20 protein-coding genes are annotated in these 20,939 nt (G+C 72.1%); 5 read left to right on the top strand and 15 right to left on the bottom strand.

Going from position 1 to position 20,939, the window contains the following annotated elements; genetic code table 11:
- Position 1: 1 nt before the first annotated feature.
- The 4 genes from ABEB16_RS02880 to ABEB16_RS02865 form a co-directional block, all read right to left on the bottom strand.
- On the bottom strand, positions 2 to 1,636 hold the full coding sequence (locus ABEB16_RS02880; RefSeq protein ID WP_345710771.1) for a mannitol dehydrogenase family protein: 1,635 nt from the start codon (positions 1,634 to 1,636) through the stop codon (positions 2 to 4).
- A gap of 192 nt (positions 1,637 to 1,828) precedes the next feature.
- Entirely contained in the window at positions 1,829 to 2,938 is a 1,110-nt protein-coding gene (locus ABEB16_RS02875; protein ID WP_345710770.1) for a substrate-binding domain-containing protein, read from the bottom strand.
- A gap of 38 nt (positions 2,939 to 2,976) precedes the next feature.
- Positions 2,977 to 4,326, bottom strand: a complete 1,350-nt coding sequence (gene mmsB / locus ABEB16_RS02870) for a multiple monosaccharide ABC transporter permease (protein WP_345710769.1) — start codon at positions 4,324 to 4,326, stop codon at positions 2,977 to 2,979.
- The gene (locus ABEB16_RS02865; RefSeq protein ID WP_345710788.1) at positions 4,323 to 5,840 is read right to left on the bottom strand and encodes an ATP-binding cassette domain-containing protein; all 1,518 of its coding nucleotides are present in this window, start codon (positions 5,838 to 5,840) and stop codon (positions 4,323 to 4,325) included. The genes mmsB and ABEB16_RS02865 overlap by 4 nt, the downstream gene beginning before the upstream one ends.
- Before the next feature lie 253 nt (positions 5,841 to 6,093).
- On the opposite strand from ABEB16_RS02865, the gene ABEB16_RS02860 reads away from it, so the two are divergent.
- On the top strand, positions 6,094 to 7,119 hold the full coding sequence (locus ABEB16_RS02860) for a LacI family DNA-binding transcriptional regulator (protein ID WP_345710768.1): 1,026 nt from the start codon (positions 6,094 to 6,096) through the stop codon (positions 7,117 to 7,119).
- 565 nt (positions 7,120 to 7,684) lie between these two features.
- Here ABEB16_RS02860 and ABEB16_RS02855 read toward each other — a convergent pair.
- Positions 7,685 to 8,098 carry a hypothetical protein gene (locus ABEB16_RS02855; protein ID WP_345710767.1) on the bottom strand — a complete coding sequence of 138 codons (414 nt, stop codon included), beginning with the start codon at positions 8,096 to 8,098 and terminating at the stop codon, positions 7,685 to 7,687.
- Between the two features lie 110 nt (positions 8,099 to 8,208).
- Between ABEB16_RS02855 and ABEB16_RS02850 the strand changes: the two genes are divergently transcribed.
- The gene (locus ABEB16_RS02850; protein ID WP_345710766.1) at positions 8,209 to 8,592 is read left to right on the top strand and encodes a hypothetical protein; all 384 of its coding nucleotides are present in this window, start codon (positions 8,209 to 8,211) and stop codon (positions 8,590 to 8,592) included.
- A gap of 68 nt (positions 8,593 to 8,660) precedes the next feature.
- Here the strand turns inward: ABEB16_RS02850 and ABEB16_RS02845 are convergent, their stop codons facing one another.
- The 3 genes from ABEB16_RS02845 to ABEB16_RS02835 form a co-directional block, all read right to left on the bottom strand.
- Entirely contained in the window at positions 8,661 to 9,395 is a 735-nt protein-coding gene (locus ABEB16_RS02845; RefSeq protein WP_345710765.1) for a hypothetical protein, read from the bottom strand.
- A complete protein-coding gene (locus tag ABEB16_RS02840) occupies positions 9,392 to 9,934 on the bottom strand; it encodes a SigE family RNA polymerase sigma factor (RefSeq protein WP_345710764.1) in 543 nt (180 codons plus the stop codon). The genes ABEB16_RS02845 and ABEB16_RS02840 overlap by 4 nt, the downstream gene beginning before the upstream one ends.
- Before the next feature lie 238 nt (positions 9,935 to 10,172).
- Positions 10,173 to 12,842 (bottom strand): beta-glucosidase, encoded by a 2,670-nt coding sequence (locus ABEB16_RS02835; protein WP_345710763.1) that lies wholly within the window; start codon positions 12,840 to 12,842, stop codon positions 10,173 to 10,175.
- 373 nt (positions 12,843 to 13,215) lie between these two features.
- Between ABEB16_RS02835 and ABEB16_RS02830 the strand changes: the two genes are divergently transcribed.
- Positions 13,216 to 13,989 carry a glycoside hydrolase family 16 protein gene (locus ABEB16_RS02830; RefSeq protein ID WP_345710762.1) on the top strand — a complete coding sequence of 258 codons (774 nt, stop codon included), beginning with the start codon at positions 13,216 to 13,218 and terminating at the stop codon, positions 13,987 to 13,989.
- A 45-nt stretch (positions 13,990 to 14,034) separates the two neighbouring features.
- Here the strand turns inward: ABEB16_RS02830 and ABEB16_RS02825 are convergent, their stop codons facing one another.
- Complete coding sequence (locus ABEB16_RS02825) at positions 14,035 to 14,916, bottom strand: alpha/beta fold hydrolase (protein WP_345710761.1); 882 nt, start codon at positions 14,914 to 14,916, stop codon at positions 14,035 to 14,037.
- Positions 14,917 to 15,206: 290 nt separating this feature from the next.
- Between ABEB16_RS02825 and ABEB16_RS02820 the strand changes: the two genes are divergently transcribed.
- Positions 15,207 to 15,608 carry a hypothetical protein gene (locus tag ABEB16_RS02820; protein ID WP_345710760.1) on the top strand — a complete coding sequence of 134 codons (402 nt, stop codon included), beginning with the start codon at positions 15,207 to 15,209 and terminating at the stop codon, positions 15,606 to 15,608.
- Between the two features lie 111 nt (positions 15,609 to 15,719).
- Here the strand turns inward: ABEB16_RS02820 and ABEB16_RS02815 are convergent, their stop codons facing one another.
- Entirely contained in the window at positions 15,720 to 16,022 is a 303-nt protein-coding gene (locus tag ABEB16_RS02815) for a hypothetical protein (protein ID WP_345710759.1), read from the bottom strand.
- Positions 16,023 to 16,096: 74 nt separating this feature from the next.
- Between ABEB16_RS02815 and ABEB16_RS02810 the strand changes: the two genes are divergently transcribed.
- Positions 16,097 to 16,588, top strand: a complete 492-nt coding sequence (locus ABEB16_RS02810; RefSeq protein WP_345710758.1) for a hypothetical protein — start codon at positions 16,097 to 16,099, stop codon at positions 16,586 to 16,588.
- A 53-nt stretch (positions 16,589 to 16,641) separates the two neighbouring features.
- On the opposite strand, the gene ABEB16_RS02805 is transcribed toward ABEB16_RS02810, so the two are convergent.
- From ABEB16_RS02805 to ABEB16_RS02785, 5 genes are all read right to left on the bottom strand, one after another.
- Positions 16,642 to 18,102 (bottom strand): aminotransferase class I/II-fold pyridoxal phosphate-dependent enzyme, encoded by a 1,461-nt coding sequence (locus tag ABEB16_RS02805; protein ID WP_345710757.1) that lies wholly within the window; start codon positions 18,100 to 18,102, stop codon positions 16,642 to 16,644.
- Between the two features lie 97 nt (positions 18,103 to 18,199).
- A complete protein-coding gene (locus ABEB16_RS02800) occupies positions 18,200 to 18,538 on the bottom strand; it encodes an STAS domain-containing protein (RefSeq protein WP_345710756.1) in 339 nt (112 codons plus the stop codon).
- 379 nt (positions 18,539 to 18,917) lie between these two features.
- Positions 18,918 to 19,604, bottom strand: a complete 687-nt coding sequence (locus ABEB16_RS02795) for a nucleotidyltransferase family protein (RefSeq protein ID WP_345710755.1) — start codon at positions 19,602 to 19,604, stop codon at positions 18,918 to 18,920.
- A 35-nt stretch (positions 19,605 to 19,639) separates the two neighbouring features.
- Positions 19,640 to 20,266: an RNA polymerase sigma factor gene (locus ABEB16_RS02790; RefSeq protein WP_345710754.1), complete on the bottom strand. Its 627-nt coding sequence runs from the start codon at positions 20,264 to 20,266 to the stop codon at positions 19,640 to 19,642.
- On the bottom strand, positions 20,263 to 20,939 hold a 677-nt coding region (locus ABEB16_RS02785), incomplete at its 5' end, for a hypothetical protein (RefSeq protein ID WP_345710753.1). The genes ABEB16_RS02785 and ABEB16_RS02790, both read right to left, overlap by 4 nt.

Here is a 20,939-nt window from a genome sequence, read left to right as displayed (position 1 = left end):
CTCACGCGTGCAGCCGGCGTGTCGTTGCCGGCTCTCGCTGCGACCGTGCCTCGTGCGGCTGCCCACCCTGCGGCTGGGGGCTCGGGAGCTCGCTGATCGCGTGCTGCAAGGCGGCATGCACCCCCTGGGCCTGCAGCAGGTCGACCACGTGCAGGTAGGCGCTCACGAACGTGGGGCTGCCGCCGAGCCTCCATGCGGCGAAGGGGGAAGCCTCCAGCGCTCGCAGCGGGTCTCCGGAGCGCAGGAGCGACCAATCCGCGTCGCTCAGGTGCGGCTCCTCGACGGTGAAGGTGCGATCGTGCTCGTCGACGCCGCTGGTGTACTGCCGGAAGCTCGCCAGCAGCAGCGCCACTCGGCGCAGGTCGCCACCGGTGCTCAGCAGGCCTTCGGCAGTGGCTCGGTGGAACACCGGCAGCTTGGCGGCGCCATCGTGCGCCACCCGCAGGACGGTATCGGGCAGGTGGGGGTTGGCGAAGCGTTCGACCACCATCTGCTGGTAGTGCTCCAGCGACACGCCGGCGGGTGCCTGCAGCAGAGGTGCAGCATCGGCTGCCATGAAGCGCGTCAAGACGGTGGCGATGGCGGGATCCGCTGCCGCCTCAGCCACCCAGCGGTAGCCCGCCAACGCCGCCGGGTAGGCCAGCAGCATGTGCGAGGCGTTGAGCAGCCGGCCCTTGACGGCCTCGAAGGCGGCCACGTCCGGGCGCAGTTGGACCCCGAGGTCCTCCCAGGCAGGGCGGCCGGTGGGAAAGTCGTCCTGCAGGATCCACTGGCGGTAGTCCTCGGTGAGGGCCGGCAACGCGTCATCGATGCCGGTGCCGGCGTTGAGCGCGGCCCTGGTCCGGGTGGGGACGGAGGGGGCGATGCGGTCGACCATCGAGTTGGGGAAGGCGACGTGGTCATCGATCCACCGCGCCAGGTCGGGATCCACAGCACGGGCGAAGCCCAAGACGGCGACGCGTGCAGTTTCACCGTTGTGGCGCAGGTTGTCGCAGGACATGACGGTGAACGGGGCGATCCCGGCCGCCCGGCGAGCGGCGAGTGCCGCGGTCAGCACTCCGAAGGTGGTCTCCGGGTGCTCGCGGTGCAGGTCGGCGGCCACGGCCGGTTCGTCGAGTCGGAAGGCGCCGCTGTGCTCATCGAGGTTGTAGCCGCCCTCGGTGATGGTCAAGGAGACGATGCGGATGGAGGGATCGGTGAGCCGGGTCACCACGGCAGCCGGATCGGCGGGTCCGTACAGGTACTCGATCATCGAGCCGATGATGCGCGAGGTGCGTCGGCCGTCCTTGGTGTAGCGGGTCACGGTGTACAGGCCGTCCTGCCCCTGCGCGCCGTAGGCTGCCGCCTTGGCCTGGGAGGTCTCGTGCTCGCGCAGCCCGATGCCGACGACGCCCCAGTGCCGCTGGTCGGGGCGGGTGGCGAACAGGTCGTCGAGGTAGACGCCCTGGTGGACGCGGTGGAAGTTGCCGACGCCGATGTGGGCGATGCCGGCGCTGATCGTGGATCGGTCGTAGCCGGGCGCGGAGGTGCTGGCGGTGCCGCCACGGGCCAGGGCGGTGGTGATGGGCACCAGCGTGATGTGCGGTTCGTCGCAGGGCTCGCTGCCCGAGTTGCTGCTGAGTTCACTGCTGGTCATCGAGATGTCCTTCGGGTGAGGGGGCGTCGGCCGTCGGCGCCGCGCAGTGCCGGGATGGGCCTGCAGCGGAACGCGTGTCTCCGGCGGCGGCTGCGGCTGCGGCGGGAGGCTTCCCGGCGCTGCTGCGGCCGTGCCTGCGGCTGGCTGGCCGCGGTCGCGCTGGTGCGCTCGTGCGCTGTCGGCGCCGACGTTCTACGGGGTGACGAGGGGAGCGAGGAGGGGGTTGTCGCCGAGGACTTCGGCGGCGTTGTCCCGGGTGACGGTCAGCGGGGGGTTGACGAGGGCGGGGACGATCTTGGCGCCGTTGTCGAAGGTGGTCGTGTCGTTGGCCCTGGGATTCTGCTCCTTGCTCAGTGCCACGACGATGCTCACGGCGCTGTCCACCATGGCGCCGGGGTTGGAGTAGACGGTGGAGTCCTGGAGGCGCTGCATGATCCACTTGACGGACTCCGACTCCGCATCGTGCCCGGTGACCACCGGCACGTCCTGGCCAGCGCCCTGGATCGAGGTGATGATGGCTCGGGAGAGTATGTCGGCCGGTCCGAGGACACCGTCGAGCTCGGTGCCGTCGCTGTAGGTGCTGTTGAGCAGGCCGTCCATGCGCCGTCCGGCGTTCTCCGGCTTCCACCCTTCGGTAGCGGTCTGTTCGAAGGTGACCTGTCCGGATCCGACGACGACCTCACCGGAGTCGATCAGAGGCTTGAGAACGTTCATGTAGCCGTCGTAGTACAGGGCGGAGTTGGAGTCGTCCGGAGAGCCGGAGAAGATCTCGATGGTGTACGGCGCTCCGGACGGATCGCGCTTTCGCATGCCGTCGATCAGCGCCTGGCCCATCAACGTGCCGACTTTCAGGTTGTCGGCCGTCGCGTAGTAGTCGACGGCTTCGGTGTTCTCGATGAGCCGGTCGAAGGCGATGACCGGGATGCCGGCATCGTGTGCCGCCTCGACCTGGGTGGCCAGTTGCCCACCGTCCGCCGCGCCGATGATGAGCGCCTCGACACCCTTGTCGATCATGGTCTGGATCTGGGCCTGCTGGTCGGCGACGGTACCGCTGGACGATGCGTACTGCACCGATGGCTCGAACCCGGCGGCAGTCAGGTCATCGGTCAGCAGTTCGCCGGCGATGACCCAGTTCTCGCTGGTCTTGTTGGGCAGGGACACACCGACGAGCGATCCGGCGGCGAGCGCACCGCCGCCGTCCTCGCTGCCGGATCCGCTGGAGCCGCGCCCCGTGGCGCAACTCGAAAGGGTCAGGACCGCCGCCAGCCCGAAGCCGACGGCCGCCGTGGCGCTCGTGCGCATGGATTCTCCTTCAGTGCGTCGTTGCTCGCGGAGCGGATCTAGTTCGAGTGGCCGGGCGTTGCTGCGGCGCCGGAGCGGGCGCGGCCGTTGGTCGGGTCAGCGCCCGCGATCGATCCCGCCGGCGTGTTCGCCCGCGTCGGACCACCGGTGCCGCCGCCGGTGCCTGTCGTCCGCGGGCCGTCCAGCCAGCGCCCGATCAGGGATGCCCGGCCTTGTCGGCGGTTGTAGATGTCGACCGCCACCGCGGCCAGGATGACCAGCCCCTTGATCATCTGAACCCGGTCGGTCCCGACTCCCAGGAGCTGCAAGCCGTTGTTGAGCACGGCCATCACCAGACCACCGACGATGGACCCGGAGACGGTGCCGACGCCACCAGCGACCGCGGCCCCGCCGATGAAGACGGCCGAGATGGCGTCGAACTCCCAGTTCAAGCCGTCCTGGGGCCCGGAGGCCGCTGCTCGGGCGACGTAGATCATGCCTGCCAGGGCGGCCAGCACTGACATGTTCATCATGACCAGGAAGTTCACCCGCTTGGTCTTGACGCCCGACAGCCGTGCGGCTTGGGCATTGCCGCCGACGGCGTAGACGCTGCGCCCGAACACGGTGTTCTTCATCAGGAAGGTGTAGACGATCGCCAGCCCCAGGAGGATGATCCCCGAGACGGGGAAGCTGGTCCCGACCCGGCCGCTGGCGAACAGCATCGAAGCCCAGGCCAGCAGGATGGCGCCGATGAGCACCTTGAGGGCCGACACCCACCTCGGCGCCTGCTGAGCGCCGCGCTCCTGCTGCCGGCGCCGCAGCCGCACCTCACCGATCGCGAGGGCGATGATGCCGATCGCTCCCAGGAGGAGGGTGAGGTTGTTGTAGCCCGTGTCCGGCCCCACTTCGGGCAGGAAGCCGGATCCGATGACTCGGAACTCCTGAGGGACGGGAATCGTCTCAGCGTTTCCCACGAACTGGTTGGCGCCGCGAAAGAACAACAAGCCCGCGAGGGTGACGATGAAGGCGGGCACCCCGACGTACGCCACCCAGAACCCGTGCCAGGCGCCGATGAGCGCACCGACGCCCAGGCCGGCCAGGACCGCGAACGGCCAGGGCAGGCTCGTGTCCTGCATGAGGTTGGCGACGACGATCCCGACGAAGGCGGCGACCGAGCCCACCGACAGGTCGATGTGCCCGGCGATGATGACCATGACCATCCCGATGGCCAGGATGAGGATGTAGGAGTACTGGCTGACCAGCGAGATGAGGTTCGCCGGGTTGAGGGTCATTCCGCCGGTCAGCGCCTGGAAGAGGACGACGATGGCCGCGAGGATGGCGATCATCCCCACTTGCCGGCCGGTGCCGGCGCCGCCGCCGAACATCCTCTTCACATCCGCGATGTTCATAGGGCTTCGCTCCTCGTTGAGGTCATGGCGCGCATCAGCGCTTCGGGGCTGGCGGTGGCGGTGTCCATGACGCCGGTCACCCGTCCCTCGAAGATGGTGTAGATCCGGTCCGTGATCCCGAGCAGCTCCGGTAGCTCGGAGGAGATGACCACGATCGCCTTTCCCTGCGCGGCCAAGGCCTGGATGATCACGTAGATGTCGTACTTGGCGCCCACGTCGATGCCACGGGTCGGCTCGTCCAGGATCAGCACGTTGGGATCGGTGAACATCCACTTCGCGAGCACCACCTTCTGCTGGTTGCCGCCTGAGAGGGAGGTCACCGCTGAGTCCACCGAGTCGGTCTTGATCCGCAGTCGTGATCGGTGGTCCTCGGCTGCGGCGTGCTCAGCGCCCTGGTCGATGACTCCACGGGTGGCGATCTTGGAGGGTTTGGCCGAGACCACGGACCGCTTGATGTCGTCCAGCAGGTTCAGGCCCAGTCCCTTGCGGTCTTCGCTGACGTAGGCGAGGCCGGCTGCGATGGCTTTGGGCACGCTGCTGACGTCGACCAGCTGCCCGTCGAGCTCGACGTGCCCGGAGATGAAGGTGCCGTACGAGCGCCCGAAGATGCTCATGGCCAGTTCGGTGCGCCCGGCTCCCATCAGCCCTGCCAGGCCGATGACCTCACCTCGGTGGACGTTGAAGCAGGATTGCTTGCAGACCAGGCGCTCGGGTGCCAGGGGATGCCGGACGGTCCAGTCCCGGACCTCGAGCAGGACGTCGCCGATGTCCGCGGTGCGTGGGGGGAAGCGAGATCGCAGGGACCGGCCGACCATGGCGCGGATGATGCGCTCGTCGTCCATCGGTTGCTGCGAGATGTCGATGGCCTCGATCGATCGGCCGTCGCGCAGGACGGTGATGGCGTCAGCGACCTGGGCGATCTCCTCGAGCTTGTGCGAGATGATGATGGACGTCATGCCTCTGCGCTGCAGGGAGCGGATGAGGTCGATCATGTTCTGCGACTCGGCGTCGTTGAGGGCCGCGGTCGGTTCGTCGAGGATGAGCAGTCGGGGTGACTTGCTCAGTGCTCGTGCGATCTCCACCAGCTGCTGCTTGCCGACGCCGAGGTGCTTCACGGCGGTGTCCGGATCCTCCTGCAGGCCGACGCGCGCCAACAGCTCTTCGGTCCGCTGGTGCGCCCGGCTCCAGTCGATGACGCCGTGCTTGTGGGGTTGGGTGCCCAGGAACACGTTCTCGGTGATCGACAGCTCGGGGATGAGGGCGAGCTCCTGGTGGATGATCACCAGGCCGGCGCGCTCGCTGTCGGTCACGCCCGAGAAGGACTGCACTTCGCCCTGGAAGAGGATCTCGCCCTCGTAGCTGCCGTGGGGGTAGACCCCTGACAGCACCCGCATCAGGGTGGACTTGCCGGCGCCGTTCTCGCCGCAGATGGCGTGCACCTGCCCGGCCTCGACCAGCAGGTCGACCTGCTGCAGTGCTCGGACCGGCCCGAAGGTCTTGCTGATCTTGCGCATCTCCAGGATCGCGGGCGGCTCAGCCACGGGCACCACCGCATCCGCGGAGGCAGGCCCTGCACGGGGTCCTGCGCGAGGGCCACAGCCCCGGGGTGCGCCACATCGCCATCGACGTCCTCCTTCAGCTGTCTATGTTTGACACCGGTGTCAGGAGTGACCATGTCACTTCACCTGGCACTTCGTCAATCACATCCCACCGCTTGACCTGCTACCATGACACCTGTGTCATGACCGATGCGCTAGGAGGTCACCTATGGCTGCGGAGCGTCAGAACCGCCCGACCATCCGACAGGTCGCAGCCCACGCCGGCGTGGGCTTCAAGACCGTGGCTCGCGTCGTCAACGGCGAGCCGAACGTGGCTCCGGCAACAGCGGCCAAGGTGCAGAAGGCCCTCGACGAGCTCGGGTACGTCCCCGACGAGTCCGCCGGCAGTCTGCGCAGGGCCGGCGGTCGTACTCGCACGATCGGGTTGACCATCTCCAACGTCGCCAACCCGCTGGCGGCTCAGATCCACGGCGGCGTGGAAGCCGTCGCCATGGCCCACAACGTTGCGACCTTCGCTGCCAGCCTCAACGAGGATCCGGAGGCCGAGCTCGCCCACACCGCCGCCTTCTTGCGCCGACGGGTCGATGGCTTGATCCTCACCGCCGTTGCCGCCAGCCAGAAGTACCTGCAGCGCGCTGTGGATCGTGGCACTCCCATCGTCTTCGTGGACCGTGAGCCGGTGGACATCCACACCGACCGTGTCGTCGTCGACAACGCCGGTGCCACGAAGATCGCTATCGCGCACCTTGCCAGGCACGGTCATCGCCGCATCGCCCACCTGGGCGATCTGGAGAGCATCCAGACCGCCCGCGAGCGACGGCGCGGCTATTTGGAGACGGTGCGCGAGCTGGAGTTGCACGTCGATGAGGATCTGCTCGTCCTCGACCTCCCCGACGAGCTGCACGCCTACGACGCCACGCGCCGGCTGATGCACTCGCCGAACCCGCCGACCGCTATCCATTCCGCGCAGAACTTGATCACCATCGGCGTGGTCCGCGCCCTGCGAGACATGGGCCTGTCCCGCCAGGTGGCGCTGGTCAGCTTCGACGACATCCCGCTCGGTGACCTCCTCGAGCCGGCTGTGACCGTCATCTCCCACGATCTCCGCCGTATCGGGCAGGTGGCCGCCGAGCGGCTCTTCGCGCGGATCAACGGCGACGTCTCACCACCCCGCAAGATCGTCGTGCCGACCCAACTGCTCGTCCGCGGATCGGGGGAAATTCCAGCGGCCTGACGCGGATCGGCGCACGGTCGACTCGACCCTGCTCATCGACGACGCCACGGGAGGCTGACACCCTCCTTGGCGACCGCCTACCCCAACTCGTGCGAGCGCAGATCACTCCTGTCGGGCGCGAAGTAGCGGGCGGGCCTGGCACGCCGCGAGCTGACCAGAGCTGACCACCCCGCCGCGTGGGCGTCCTGTCGCGCGAGAGAGTGGAGACGATCTCGCCTTTCCGCAACGAGCATCAGGAGCCACCACCGTCGGGCCGGGCGGACGCGAACGCGTTCGTCGTCGGCGGCCTCGCGCCAGGCCTCGCCAGCACGAGCGAGGCTCTCGCAACGAGCGGCCCTCGCCACCGTAGGCGTGGCGCCGACGGCAGGCTCCGTGGACAGCCACCTCCGTGAGCGGACCGCCGACGACCTCAGTGCGGGTGATCATCGCCTGAGCCTGGATTTACCGCTGGGGCTTGATCGCTGGGTGGTGGTCGAGGGACGGTGCACTTCTGAGCCGCGACGATGAGACGTGCTGAGGGTTTCATCGCGCTGTCGAAGAAGGGCATCCGTCGGGTGCGAGCCCGTCATGCCGCTTCGGCGGTCTCCACGGTCTTGGATGAGGACAGGTGGCTGGGCTGGTCGCGGGGATGGTCGCCGGCGCCGACTGCATCGACGGGATGGGCCTGTCGTGCCACGGCGGCACGGACCGGATGTTCACCGATGTCCGGGCGCCGTCGACGTGCGGGACGTTCCTGCGGTCGTTCTCCTTCCGTCACGTGCGTCAGTTCGACGCCGTCGCCGGCCGCTTCCTGCCGCGCCTGGCTGCCTCGGTCCCGCTGCTGCCGGGAGTGGGTGAGGTCGCCTGCGTCGACCTCGACGGCTCGATCCGCCCGACTTGTGGCTACGCCAGGCAGGCGTGCCGGCTGTGGCTGCTCCGGGATCAAAGGGCTGAACTCCCTCCCGGCCACCGTCTCCACGCCGATGGCCGCGTCGGTCATCGCCGCGACCCGGCTACGCGAGGGATCGGCCGCCTCGATGCGTGGAGCGGGCGAGCTCCTGGCCGATGCCCTCGCCATCGCCGAGGCATCCGGCGCCGACGGCGCGAGGATTGGCCATCGGGGGGGCGGACTCCGCCTACGACAGCCGTGACATCATCGCTGCCACCCACCGGGCCGGGGCGAGGTTCTCCCTCACTGCACGCGCCACCCCTGTCGTCACCCGGGACATCGCAAGCATCGGCGAGAACGCCTGGACTCTGATCCGCTACCCCGACGTGATCTGGGACGAGGACGAAGAACGATGGATCTCCGTCCCCCGCGAGCGGGAGGTTCTCCCAGCGAAAGTCAACGAGGTCCCGTTCGCCGCGTTCGTCTCCCGGCTGTTCACCGCGTTCTGCTACCACGCGGTGTTCACCGACTCACCGCTGCCGATGCTGGAAGCGGAGGCCGATCACCGCGCCACGCGATCATCGAGCAGGTCGTCGCCGACCTGAAGGACTCCGCCCTGGCCCACCTTCCCTCGGGCCGCTCCCGCACCCCGAGCGGTGACGTCCGGAGGCGCTCAGCCGTTGGGGCCCAACCAGTTCGGGGTGGAAGTGAAGGCCACGGTGCTCCAGTACTCCTGCTGCCGTGCCGTCAGGCCGGTGTCGGTGGGCTTGCCGGGTGGGCTGACGAGGACGTGGAAGGCGCGGGCACCCACCTCGCCGCTGCGCACCACCGGCCAGTCGTCGCTCACCGCCTCCTGGCAGGTGGCGAGGTCGCCGACGCAGATGACGACGCCCGGGCCCTCGGAGTCGACGGTGACGACGGGGTGGCCGTCGTAGAGGTTGGTCTGCATGGTGCCGATGTCGGGGGGCAGTTGCTCGGGCACGACGAAGGCGTCGGGGTAGCGCCGCATCGACTCCCGGATCTGCCCGCGCCAGTCGTGGCCCTCGAGACCGGGACGGTCCGGGGCGTCGTCCGGTTGCAGCGTGGGGAGCGGCAGCGTCAACCCGCCGGCGGTGAACTCCTCCGACGTGGCGGCGGGTTCCGTGGCGGGGGGATCGGCGGGCGCCAGTCGGCGGCTGTCGCCGCCGGATCCGGGCAGCGCCAGGGCCAGCACGGCCGCGGCCACCACCGTCGAGGTCCCTGCCGCGCCCCAGGCCAGGCGGCGTCGCCGGCGCCGGATCCGCCCGCGGTGGTGGGCGCGGTCGACGAGCGCCGCGGCGGTGGACGCGTCCTCGGGGAGGGGCGCGCCGGCGCGCAGCAGCAGCCGCCGGGCCGCCACGTCCGGGTGGTCGGGCGTGAGGGGGCTCATCGGGCACCGTCCTTGCAGGAGGTCCGGGCGCTGCCGGTCGTGGCGTCGGGCGTGGCCGCCGTGGGTGTGCTGGTGCGCAACGTGGTCAGGGCGCGGGCGCTGTGGCTCTTCACCGTGCTCAGGCCGATGCCGAGCAGATCGGCGACCTCCTGCTCGGGAAGGTCCTCCAGGTAGCGCAGGACGAGCACCGCGCGCTGGCGCGCGGGGAGCCGGCGCAGGACGGCCAGTGCCTCGTCGCGGTCCTCGACGGCGCCGGCGGAACCGCTGCGGCCGGGGTCGGCCGGCTCCGGGGCGGCGCCCCAGGCCACCTCCCGGCGGCGGGAACGCGACCGCCAGCGGGAGGTGGCGGCGTGGACCAGGGAGCGGTGGGCGTAGGCGGAGGGGTCCTCGACGCGCGCCCACCTCAGGAAGACGCGCTCCAGGACGTCCTGGAGGAGGTCCTCCCCCTCGTGGGCGTCGGCGGCCAGCAGCCGGGCCGTGCGCAGCAGCCGGGGCGTGGCGACCGCCGCCCACGCACCGAAGTCGTCGTCCGCGCTCAACGGATCCCTCGTCTCACACCTGGACGACGCTGCCGGGGGCAGCTGAGGACGTCACCGGAACCGACCGGTCGTGTGACGTGGGCCACCCGGTCGTCATCGGTGGATCCTCGCACCCGCCGTCCGGGGAGGGTCCGGACGGCTCGTCGGCGCCGACACCCCGCGGCGGGAGACGAGCGGGGCGGTGCCCGCGACGCACGGTCGCGGGCACCGCCCCTCCACCACGGGTGTGGTGGTCAGCTCACATGACGTCCAGGACGGCGGTGAGGCGGATGTCGCCGGAGGACGTGCCGACGTACACGGGCACCTTCCCCTTGGGGGTGACCCAGGAGTCGGTGGCCGCGTCCCAGTACTGCAGGGAGCGGGTGTCCAGGTCGACGGTCACGTTCTTCTTCTTGCCCGGCTCGAGCGTGACGCGCGCGTAACCGGCCAGGGCGCGGGTGGGCGTCTCGACGGTGGTGGGCAGCTTGCCCACGTAGACCTGCACGACCTCGGTGCCGCTGACCTTGCCGGTGTTGGTCAGCTGCAGCTTGACCTGCGCGGGCTTGGACGGGTCCTTGGTCTTGAAATCCTTCGTCTGCGCCTTCTCGTACCCGAAGGTGGTGTAGGACAGGCCGTGGCCGAAGGGGAAGAGCGGCGTGACGCCCTTGGCCTGGTAGCCGCGGTAGCCGACGTTGACGCCCTCGTCGTAGGAGACGGTGGGGTTCAGCTGGGTGACCGTCTCGAAGGGGTTCTTCGTGCCGATCTGCGCCGGCTGCGCGTCGCTGGCGGGGAAGGTGACCGGCAGCTTGCCGGAGGGGTTGACGTCGCCGTACAGGACGCGGGCGATCGACTTGCCCTGGGCCTGCCCGGCGTACCAGGTCTCCACGACGCCGGAGACCTTGCCGAGCCACGGCATGGTCACGGGGCCGCTGGTGGCCAGCACCACGACGGTGCGGGGGTTGACCGCGGCGACGGCCTCGATGAGGCGGTCCTGGTCCTGCGGCAGGGACAGCGAGCCGCGGTCGGACGCCTCACCGGTGTAGTCGCGCGCCACGACGACCGCGACCTCGGAGCGGCGCGCCACCTCGACGGCCTGCTGGATGTTCGTCGGCACGGTCCCGCTGGGCAGGGTCCAGCCCAGGCGCAGCATGGCGCCGGCCTGGTCGTTGAAGACGCCGTCGAACTGGTTGGGGGCGTCGGTGGTGTACTCCACGCGGATGTCGTAGGTGCGCCCGGCGACCAGGGGGACCTGCGCGGTGTGGGTGCCGTACGTGGTGCCGGCGTCGGCGACGACCTCCACCCCGTCGACGTAGAGGCGGGCGGTGCCCAGGTGCGACAGGGACAACCCGTAGGTGCCGGTCGCCGGGGCGGTCAGCTTCGCGGTCCAGCGCGCCGAGATCGGCTGCAGGGCCAGGGGGAAGCCCAGCGGGGCGACCTGGGAGGTGTTGATGGCGTCGGCGGACAGGCCCGTGCGCAGGTTGATCTGCTTCTCGGTGCGGGCCAGCTGCGGGGCGCCGGCGAAGGCGCTGGGGTCGATGTAGGTGCCGGAGCTGCCGTCGGCGCCCGCCCAGTACTGCGCCTGCACGTCGCTCAGCGCGGAGGAGGGCACGGGGGCGGGACCGGGCAGGGTGTCGGCCAGCGAGACGGGGTCGGTGCCGGCGGCCTGCTCGACCTTGACGTTCTTGCCGGCGCGGGCGGTGATGCCGTCCAGCACGGTGGTGAGGTTCGCGGGGTTGACGATGGCGCCGCTGCCGCCGCCGTCGATGTAGGCGTCGGCGTCGGCGCCGATGACGGCGATCGACGTCGTGCGCGACGTCAGCGGCAGGGTGCCGGTGTTCTTCAGCAGCACCGCGGAGGCGTCGGCGACCTGCTCGGCGACCGCGCCGTTGGCCTGCAGGGTCGCCGCGGGGATCGCCTGGGGGGCCGGCTGCGGGTTGGTGAAGCTGCCCGCGGGCGGGTTGTCGACGATGCCCTGGGCGAACATCGAGCGCAGCACGCGGCGGGCGGCGTCGTCGACGCGGGCGGCCGGGACCTCGCCGCGCTCGACGGCGGCCTGCAGGTTCGGGCCGGAGATCTGCCAGCCGGGGCCGGCGACGTCGAGCCCGGCGGCGTAGTCGGCGTAACCGTGCGCGGCGTCGTAGTCGGAGGAGACGTAGCCGGAGAAGCCGAGCTGGTCCTTCAGCAGGTCGGTCAGCAGGTGGCTGTTGGAGCAGGCGTGCTCGCCGGCGACCTCGTTGAAGGAGCACATCACCGCACCCGGCTGCCCCTCCTTCACCTCGGTCTCCCAGGAGCGCAGGTAGACCTCCTGCAGGGTCCGCTCGTCGACCTGGACGTCGACGTGCGCGCGGCGCGACTCGTGGTTGTTGAGCAGGTAGTGCTTGGCGATGGCGGTGACGCCGGCGGACTGCTCCCCGCGGGTCTGCGCGGCGGCGATGTCCCCGAGCAGCATCGGGTCCTCGCCCTGCGACTCCCACAGGCGCCCGCTGTAGGGCGTGCGGGCCAGGTCCATCGTCGGGCCCGCCAGGGCGTTGTACCCGTTGGCGCGCGCCTCGGAACCGGAGACCTTGCCGTAGGCCTGCGCCAGGTCCGTGTCGAAGGAGGACGCCAGCGCCAGCCCGACGGGCAGCGCGGTGGTGGCGGTCGTGCTGGAGAACGAACCGCAGCAGCCGTCGATCCCGCGGATGGCGGGGATGCCGTACTCCGGGATGCCCGGCCCGCCGCTCTGGATGAGCAGGTTCGTCTTCTGCGTCAGCGTCAGGCGCTGCAGGACCAGGTCGGCTCGCTGGTCCGCGCTGAGGCTGGTGTTCATCCAGGGCTGCTCGACGGCGACGGCCGCGGGCGCGCCGCTGGTGAACAGGGTTGCGGTGGAGGCGGCGACCAGCAGCAGTGCTGCTGCCCGGCGACGCACGCCGGCACGCTTCTCGGTCAAGGGGGAACTCCTCGGTGGCCGCGTCGGCGGCGTTCGTCGAAGGGGAACGACGTTCAGGAGAACACAGAACTTTGACCAGACTGGTCAAAGTCTGTGAGTACCCCCTGCTCGCGTGCTCAGCGTGACCACGGGCCAGCCGAAGAGGTGCACCCGCACGGGTGAGGCGCGGGAACCACCGTCACCGCCGGCGACCCCGCGGGACGAGAAACCCGCCGCGCTCCTGCACCATGGCAGGGTGAACGGCACGACACCCGCACCTCCCCGACCCCTGTCCCGGCGTGCGCTGCTGGGAGGTCTGACGGCCGGCGGGCTGGGTCTGACCGCCTGTTCCCCGGGTACCGACCCGGGCACGCCGACCAGCAGGAGGACCTCCGTGGCGGACCCCGCGACCCCGACCTCGACAAGTTCGGCCGCCACCTGGCGGACGGTGTGGCAGGACGACTTCAGCAGCGGAACCCTCGACCCGGCGGTGTGGACACCCGCGGACCAGGGCGGCAACCGCGACCTGCGCGAGCTGCAGTACGACGACCCCGCCATGGTCGCCGTGGAGGGCGGCAACCTCGTCCTGCACGCGCGCCGGCAGGAGAAGAACGGCTACCCCTACCTCGCGGGGTCGGTCAGCACGAAGGGCAAGCTGACGCTCGGCCCGCACGGGCGCCTGACCACCCGCCAGTACCTCGGCCCCGGCGCGGGGATCGGCGTCGGGGTCTGCCTGTACGGGCAGGACGTGGACTCCGCCGGGTGGCCGGCGTGCGGGGAGATCGACGCCACCGAGATCGCGCTCGCCCGCCCCGACGCCCCCTTCGGCTCGGTGCACGGCCCCGGGTACGCCGGCGGCCAGCCGATCAGCGGCACCTGGAGCGGGCCCTCCCTGGTCGGCCGCTGGGCCGAGCACGTCCTGCTGTGGGAACCCGGTCACATCTCCTGGGCCATCGACGGGCAGGTCTACCACGAGGCGTCGTCGGCGGACCCGCGCGCCGCTGCCGGCTGGCCCTTCGAGCAGCCCTTCTTCCTCACGATCGTCATGACCGTCGGCTCCTACGCCTCCGGTGACGTCGACGAGAGCACCTGGCCCCGCGCCGCCGACGGCTCCGCCGTCGACCCGTACGCCGTCTTCGAGAGCATCCGCTTCGAGCAGCGCGGCTGACGTGCCTGTCCCGCGGATCGTGGTGCTCGCCGCGGCGTCCGCGATTCAGGCGTCGAGGAGGAGGTCCGCGACGGTCGCGGGCTGGAAGAGGAACCCGATGTGCGAGGAGTCCAGGGTGTGGACGCGGAAGGCGTTGCCGGGGGTGGCTTCGTCGGCCTCCCGGATCATCCGGTCCTGCAGGGCCGGCGGGATCGACCGGTCGGCCCCCAGCCGGACGTAGGTGCGCGGCAGCTGCCCCCAGGTGTCCGGGTCGATGCGGGCGTCGGCGGCCATGACGGCCAGGGACTCGTCCGGTTCCATGATGTTGCGGAAGGCCGTGAACGCGTCCCGGGAGATGTCGTGGGCCGTGGCGGCCTGCAGGTCCGCCAGCAGGTCCGGGTCGGCCGTCCGGTAGTTCGCCCGCGCCGCGCCGATGACCGCCGGGTCACCGACGGCCAACCCGCCCAGCTGTGGCAGCGAGCTGGTGGCGAACTCGGGTTCTGCCATCAGCTCCAGCGGGTTGGACCGTGAGACGCACACCCAGGCGGAGACGTAGACGAGCCCGGCGAACAGTTCGGGGCGGCGGTTGGCGGCCACGGTGGCCGTCACCCCGCCCAGGCTCGCGCAGACGAGGACGACGGGTCCGTGCGCGGCCAACCGCTCCGCAGCGGTCAGGACGACGTCGACGTTGTCGTCGAGGGTCACGCCCGCCAGGGTGGACGGGGCCGTCGCCAGGGCGTGCGGGTCCTGCGGCGCGTCGTAACCGGCGGGCAGGCAGGCGTCGAAGCCGTGACCGGGCAGGTCGACGGCGTAGGTGCGCTGACCGCGCAGGGCCAGTTCGCGCTCCAGGGGTGCCCAGGAGTGCGAGCTGGAGCCGGAGCCGTGGACGAGGAGGAAGGTGCGGACGGAGGAGGCGGCGGCGCTGTGGGTGGAGGTGGTGGTGGGCACGGTGCAGTCCTGTCGCTCGAAGGGAACGTCCCGCTCGACGTGGGGTCCGGCGACGTCGCGCGCACCGCGGGCCCGGACGGGTGCGCGGTGCGGGCCGCTGCGCGCAGCGGCGGGGCGCGTCGCTCAGCGCCGGCGCAGGCGCAGGTGCGTGGTGCTCATGCGCCGACGCTAGCGCGACCCCTCCACCGCGTGCAGCGGCATTTCCGGTCGCGGCGCGGAGTGCCGGACGCCCTCGTCCGTCGAAGAGCTGATCCGGTCTGCGAGCGTCGGACGTGAGCAAAGCTGCAGGTGTGCGCGACGCCGAGCGACTGATCACCTCCCTCGACATCGACGAGGCGGCAGGAGGCGAGTTCAACGACGATCGCCGCACGTCCATCTCGGCGCTGCACGAGCTCGAGCTCGCCGATGGACGGCGGCTGACTCTGCTCGACGACCGCGGCTGGTCCTCCAGCGGTCCCGGCAGCATCTGGGCGTACCAGTCGATGGAGAGCCTGGCAGAGACCGCGCGCACCGTGGTCGGGCCCGACGAGCCGCCTGAAGGCCGCACTCACGAGGAGGAGACGGCGCTGCACTGGGCCCATCTGGCGGACATCGTCCAAGAGCAAGGGGTGTACATCGAGGCGGGCGAGCTGGCGGCGCTGCCACACGACGTGGACGTCAGCTCCGCGATCCGAGCACGGCTGCCCCGTTGAGGTGAGGGAGGCGGCCGCACTGGGGTGGGGGTTGCTCGGCAGTTCGAACGTCCGACCGTGCCGCGCCGAGTGCGCGGTCAGCACCGCCCGACGGTGCGGGGCGTCGCCACCTCAGCCCGGCAGCGCGTAGCGCCAGGCGGGCGCGAACTCCTCCGTGGTGCCGTGGTAGCTGATCACCCCGGCCGCCGGCTGCCCGCCGTCGAGCAGGCGCACCCGGTCCCCGGCGACCACGTCGACGGCGAGCACGGCGGACGGCGGGCTGGGCTGGTCGCTGGCGGCCGGTACGGGTTCTCGCGCGGCGGGGGTTTCCGGGGCGGGCAGCACAGCGGGGGAGGCCGCGTCGTAGGAGGGGGCGCCGCAGCCGGCCGCGGCCAGCACCAGCAGCAGACCTGCGGCCGGGATCCTCGTGCGCATGCGCTGTCCCTCCGACGGATCGTCCTCCACCGCAGATCATCTCAGGGCAGCGGCGCCGGTCTGGGGTTCCGGCTGTGACCGGTGGTGAGGCTGCGGCGCCCGCGCGACGTCGCCGGCTGCTGGCCGCCGCCGCGGCATCGGTGCTCTGCTGTGTCGCGCCAGGCGTCCTGCCCGCGACGCCGGCGACGGCCAGCTGCGCCGGACCCCAGCACCTGCAGGTCGAGCCGGTCCTCCTCCCCGGCGCGGCGTTCCCGGGCGGGGCGCCGACCCCGTCCTCGGTGCTGGCCGCCGCGGGTGAGATCGAGGTGTCGGGGGTGGGGTTCGCCGAGGGGTGCGACGACACCGGCGGCGGGCTGGGCTGCGAGGGACCGCCACCGGTGGTGCCGATGCGCGGGGTCGATCTGGTGCTCGAGCAGGACGGCGCCACGTGGACGCTGGGAACGGCCGACGCCGCCGGCGGCGAGGGTTACGCCATCGGCTGGCGGGTGCGCTTCCCGCAGGGCGTGGCCGGGCCCGCCGTCCTGCGCGCCCGGACCGCCGCCGCGGAGGTCCTGATCGGGGGTTGAGGCCGGCCGGCGGGCCCGGGGTGCCCGCAGCGCACCGCCCGGCGCCGGAGCGGTCAGCGGGCGACGACGCGCAGGCTCTCCACCGAACCGTCGGCGGCGTCGGGGACGAGCATCCCGGCCTCGACGCCGGAGCGCAGGTAGTCCACGGCGCCGGCGCTGATGACCTCCCCGGGCGCGAGGACGGGCACACCGGGCGGGTAGGGGCTGACGACCTCCGCGGCGATGCGGCCCACCGCCTCCGCGATCGGGACCTGCTCCACCCGGCCGAAGTACGCGTCGCGCGGCAGCATCGCGTTCTCCAGCTCCAGCGCCCCCGGCTGCGGAAGGTCCGTGGGTGGCCGCCGCTCCAGGTCACCGCTCTCGGCCGCCAGCCGGTGCAGGGAAACCAGCAGCCGCTCCACCGCCTCGTCGTCGTCGGCGTGGGTCAGGCGCGCGCCGATGCGGCAGGCGTCGGCGGAACCGACGTCGACGTGGCAGGCGGCGCGCAGCCAGTCCCCCGCCTGGAACCCGCTGATGCCCAGGTCGCGCACGTCGACGGTCAGGGCGAGGGGGTCCAGCTCGAACGCGCCACCGGTGCCCAGCACCTCCCGCCCCATCAGCCGCAGCCCGTCGATGCCGTCGATCGCGGTGCGCAGGCGCCCGGCGCGGCGCAGGGCGTCGTCGAGCAGGTCCCCGCCCTGCTCGACCATGTGCCGGCGCCAGCCGTCGAGGCTGGCGTACACCAGCGGCGAGGAGCTGGTGGTGCCCAGCAGGTCCTCCCGCGCGGAGAGCACGTCCGGGTCGATCCGGTCGCCCTTGAGGTGGAAGACCGAGCTCTGCTCGATCGCCGCGCCCATCTTGTGCACGCTGGTGACGACGAGGTCGGCGCCGACGTTCACCCCCCACTCGGGCAGGTCCGGGTGGAAGGGCAGGTGCGCCCCCCACGCCTCGTCCACGATGAGCGGCACGCCGAACTCGTGGCACACGTCGGCCACCCCGCCGATGTCGGCGCAGGTGCCCCAGTCCGTCGGGGAGATCAGCAGCATGCCCTTGGCGTCGGGGTTCGCCTCCAGCGCGGCGCGCACGTCCGCCGGCTCCGGCGGGTGGGCCAGGTGCAGCCGGGCGTCGAAGTGGGGGTGCACCCAGACGGGGTCGATGCCGGAGATGATGACGCCCGCGACGACGGACTTGTGCGCGTTGCGGGAGACCAGCAGTTTCTCCCCGGGACCCGCCACGGAGATCATCGCGCTCTTCACCGACAGCGAGCTGCCGCAGGTGGAGAAGAACGCCCTGTCCGCGCCGACGGCGTCGGCCATGAGGTCCTCGGCCTGGCCGACGACGCCCTGGGACTCGCGGCGGTCGTCGAGGCCGTTGAGGGTGAGGACGTCGGCGGCGAACATCCCCTCCCCGAGGACGGCGAGCACCCGGGGGTCCACGCCGCGACCCTGCCGGTGACCGGGTGGGCCGAAGACGGCGTCACCGCGGCGGTGGAAGGCCTCGATCGCCTCCAGGACGGGGGTGCGGGAGTGGTCCACGGGGTGCTGCTCCGATCCTCGGGGGCGGCCTGGTCGCTCGACCGGGCCCTACCCCGAACGCCGGGGACCATGTGCGCGCGGCCCGGCGAGCGGACCGTCAGGGCAGCGCGTCGACCTCCTCCCGGTCGTCGGTCGGGACGCGCCCGGTACCGGTGACCGGCGGGTCAGCGATCGTGAGGACCTCGTGCAGGCCGAAGAACCGCACCAGCTGCGCGTGCGGCGGGCGCAGGCCCTCGATGAGCAGCGTCCGCCCGGCGGCTTCCGCCGTCGCCGACAGCTCGACCAGCAGGCCCAGGCCGGCGCAGCTCAGGAACGTCACGCCGGACACGTCCAGCCGGCGCGAGCCGCGCAGCCGGACCTGCCGCAGCAGGTCGGGCCGGACGGCGGCGACGGTGGCGGCGTCCAGCTCACCGCTGACGGCGGTGGCGGCCACCACGACGGGAGGGAGGTTCGGGACCGGGCCCATGTGCGACCTCGCGGAACGGTGTACCGGCGGCCCGCTTCCCGACCTGCCGCGACGGTACGTCCAGGACCGGCGGCAGGCAACCGGCGGCCGGCGAGCCGCTGCGGCCGCACACCGTCCTCACGGCCGCGCCCGCGCTGCCACGGGCCGCGGGTCCGCCGGCGTGCTTGCGGGGTGCCGACGTGTCGGGTGAGGCTCAGCGCACCCGATCGACGGCGGCATCGACGAGGGTCTGCGCGCGCCGCAGTGCAGCCGTGCAGTTGGCGGCCGTGACGTTGCTGAGGCCGTAGTGCCCGGCGTCGGGTGCGGGCATCGGCAAGGGTGCAGGAGCTGGTGCGTGTGCTGTGTCCGCTCACGTGTCCGCCCCCTCGCCCGCCGCCTGCGCCACGGTCCCGAGCCCTGCCTGCGGCGTCGGGGGATGCAGGAGCTCACGCAGGCTGGGGCCGAGGAGCACGCGCCCGTCGGTGCGCAGGTTGGCGATCAGCGGCTGCTCCTGCGCGACGGCTTGGACGAGCTGGTGCTCGTCGAGGTGCACGAACTGCACCGTGTTGCCCGTCAGCGCTTCGAGGTCTTCGCCGAGCACGTGCACCTGCTGCGCCCAGGCCTCGTCGAGGTCGGCGCTCTCGGGGTCGACGTCCGTGGCGCGCACGAGCAGCAGGTCGATGTCGCTGTCGGGTCCTGCCTCACCACGGGCCCAGGATCCGAAGAGGACGGCGGCGCGAGGGGAGGGCGAGCACCGGGCCAGGCGCTCGACGAGCCACTGCTCGACGCTGTCGGTGGCGGAGGCCGCCTGCAGGACGGCGCCTGCCAGGACGTGCCGGCGGTTGAGGCGGTACATGACCGCGGAGCCGGTGTCCTCGGCGAGCAGCAGGCCGTGGGCGCTCAAGCGGTGCAGGCAGGAGCGGGTGCGTGCGTAGGAGCGGGACGCCAGGCGGGCCACCGCTGCGCCGCTGAGCGGTCGGTGGGTGCGGGCGAGCACGAGCAGGACGTCGGCGTCGACGGTGGGGGCGATGGTGCGCAGCGGGTTGGCGGCATCCACATCTCTCCTGTCGACAAAGCGATAGGGTTATCGCTTTAACGATACCCGGTGCGGTGCGCTGAGTCCCGCGCCACCACGGGCCGCGGGTCCGCCGGTTCCGGCTCGTCGAGCAGCGCCCGGAGCCCCGGGTGCCCACCCAGCCGGCGCCGGGCCCGGTGCAGCCGTACGCGCGCCGCACCCGAGCTGATCCCGAGGGCGCGGGCCGCCTCGCTGCCGGTCAGCCCGTCCCAGACCGTCAGCAGGAGCAGTTCCCGGTCCACCTCGCCGAGCTCCGCCAGGGCCCGGTGCAGCGCGACGGCCCGCGCCGAGCCGCCGGGCACGTCGTCGCCACCGCCGACCGCGCCCGGTCCGCCTCCGTGCTGCGCCACCTCGTCGAGGGGCAGGTGGGCGGGCGTGCGGCGGTGGTGCTCGGCCAGGACGAGGCGGGCGATGCCGTACAGCCAGGGCCGCTGCTGGTCCGCGGGGGGCAGGACGTCGCGGCGGCGCCAGGCCACCAGGTAGACCTGCGCGAGGAGGTCGGCGGCGTCGGCCGCCCCCGAGCCGCCGGCGGCGCCGCAGGTCCGGCGGTACAGCTGCTCGAAGGCGACCTCCTCCCCGCTCGGGGGTGCGGCGACGTGGCCGGGGTCCCGCACGAGGTCCGCCCCGGGGTGCTGGACGTTCACCGGCCCGGCCCCGCGTAACCGGGGTCGGCGTTCATCGCCGGGGTGTAGGCGGGCCGGCAGCGCCCGGAGCCGGTCACGGCGTCCAGCACCGCCTGGTGCTGCCCGCCCCCGGTGGCCGCGATGAGGGCGGGCACCCAGCCGAAGCGGGTCGGGGTGCCGACGCCCTGGTCACCGGCGTGGCCGGTCGCGCTGGGGTCCGGGTCGACGTCCCGCACCGCCGGCCACGCCAACGACCCCGCCAGCGCGGCCGTGGCGGTGTCGCGGGCGGCGCGGTCGCCGCGGGTGTCGGCGGCGATCCAGGCGTCGGCCCAGGTGCAGACGGCGTTCTGCGCCGCCTGCGCCCGCGCGGCGCTCTCGCTGATGACGGTGCCGCCCTCGCCCGGTGGGGTGGTGTCGCGCAGGGACCCGGTGACCGGCTCGGCCTCGCGCAGGTGCTCGTAGCCGGGGGCGTAGGGGATGTCGGCGATGAGCTCGCGCACGACCTCGACGTGGTCGCTGCCGCGCACGTCCAGCCCCTCCCCGGCACCTGCTGCCTGCACGTGCCAACCCGTGGCGTGCTGCCCGGTGCGGGTGGCGAGGTACTCGCCCGCCGAGGCGGTGCCCGCGCCGGCCAGCAGCACGGCGGTCGTGAGAGCGGACGTGCGCGCCACCCGCCGGCGCCGGCGGGCCCGCG

The organism is Kineococcus glutinatus, from assembly GCF_039542765.1.
GTDB classification, from domain to species: domain Bacteria; phylum Actinomycetota; class Actinomycetes; order Actinomycetales; family Kineococcaceae; genus Kineococcus_A; species Kineococcus_A glutinatus.
This window is presented reverse-complemented; position numbering and strand designations above follow the sequence as displayed.

Bases quoted from the DNA above. Each gene is read 5' to 3' on its own strand.
- ABEB16_RS02860 (WP_345710768.1), top strand. From the start codon at position 6,094: ATGGCTGCGGAGCGTCAGAACCGCCCGACCATCCGACAGGTCGCAGCC.
- ABEB16_RS02855 (WP_345710767.1), bottom strand. From the start codon at position 8,098: ATGACCGACGCGGCCATCGGCGTGGAGACGGTGGCCGGGAGGGAGTTC.
- ABEB16_RS02815 (WP_345710759.1), bottom strand. From the start codon at position 16,022: ATGCGCACGAGGATCCCGGCCGCAGGTCTGCTGCTGGTGCTGGCCGCG.
- mmsB (WP_345710769.1), bottom strand. From the start codon at position 4,326: ATGAACATCGCGGATGTGAAGAGGATGTTCGGCGGCGGCGCCGGCACC.
- ABEB16_RS02845 (WP_345710765.1), bottom strand. From the start codon at position 9,395: ATGAGCCCCCTCACGCCCGACCACCCGGACGTGGCGGCCCGGCGGCTG.
- ABEB16_RS02865 (WP_345710788.1), bottom strand. From the start codon at position 5,840: ATGCGCAAGATCAGCAAGACCTTCGGGCCGGTCCGAGCACTGCAGCAG.
- ABEB16_RS02880 (WP_345710771.1), bottom strand. From the start codon at position 1,636: ATGACCAGCAGTGAACTCAGCAGCAACTCGGGCAGCGAGCCCTGCGAC.
- ABEB16_RS02875 (WP_345710770.1), bottom strand. From the start codon at position 2,938: ATGCGCACGAGCGCCACGGCGGCCGTCGGCTTCGGGCTGGCGGCGGTC.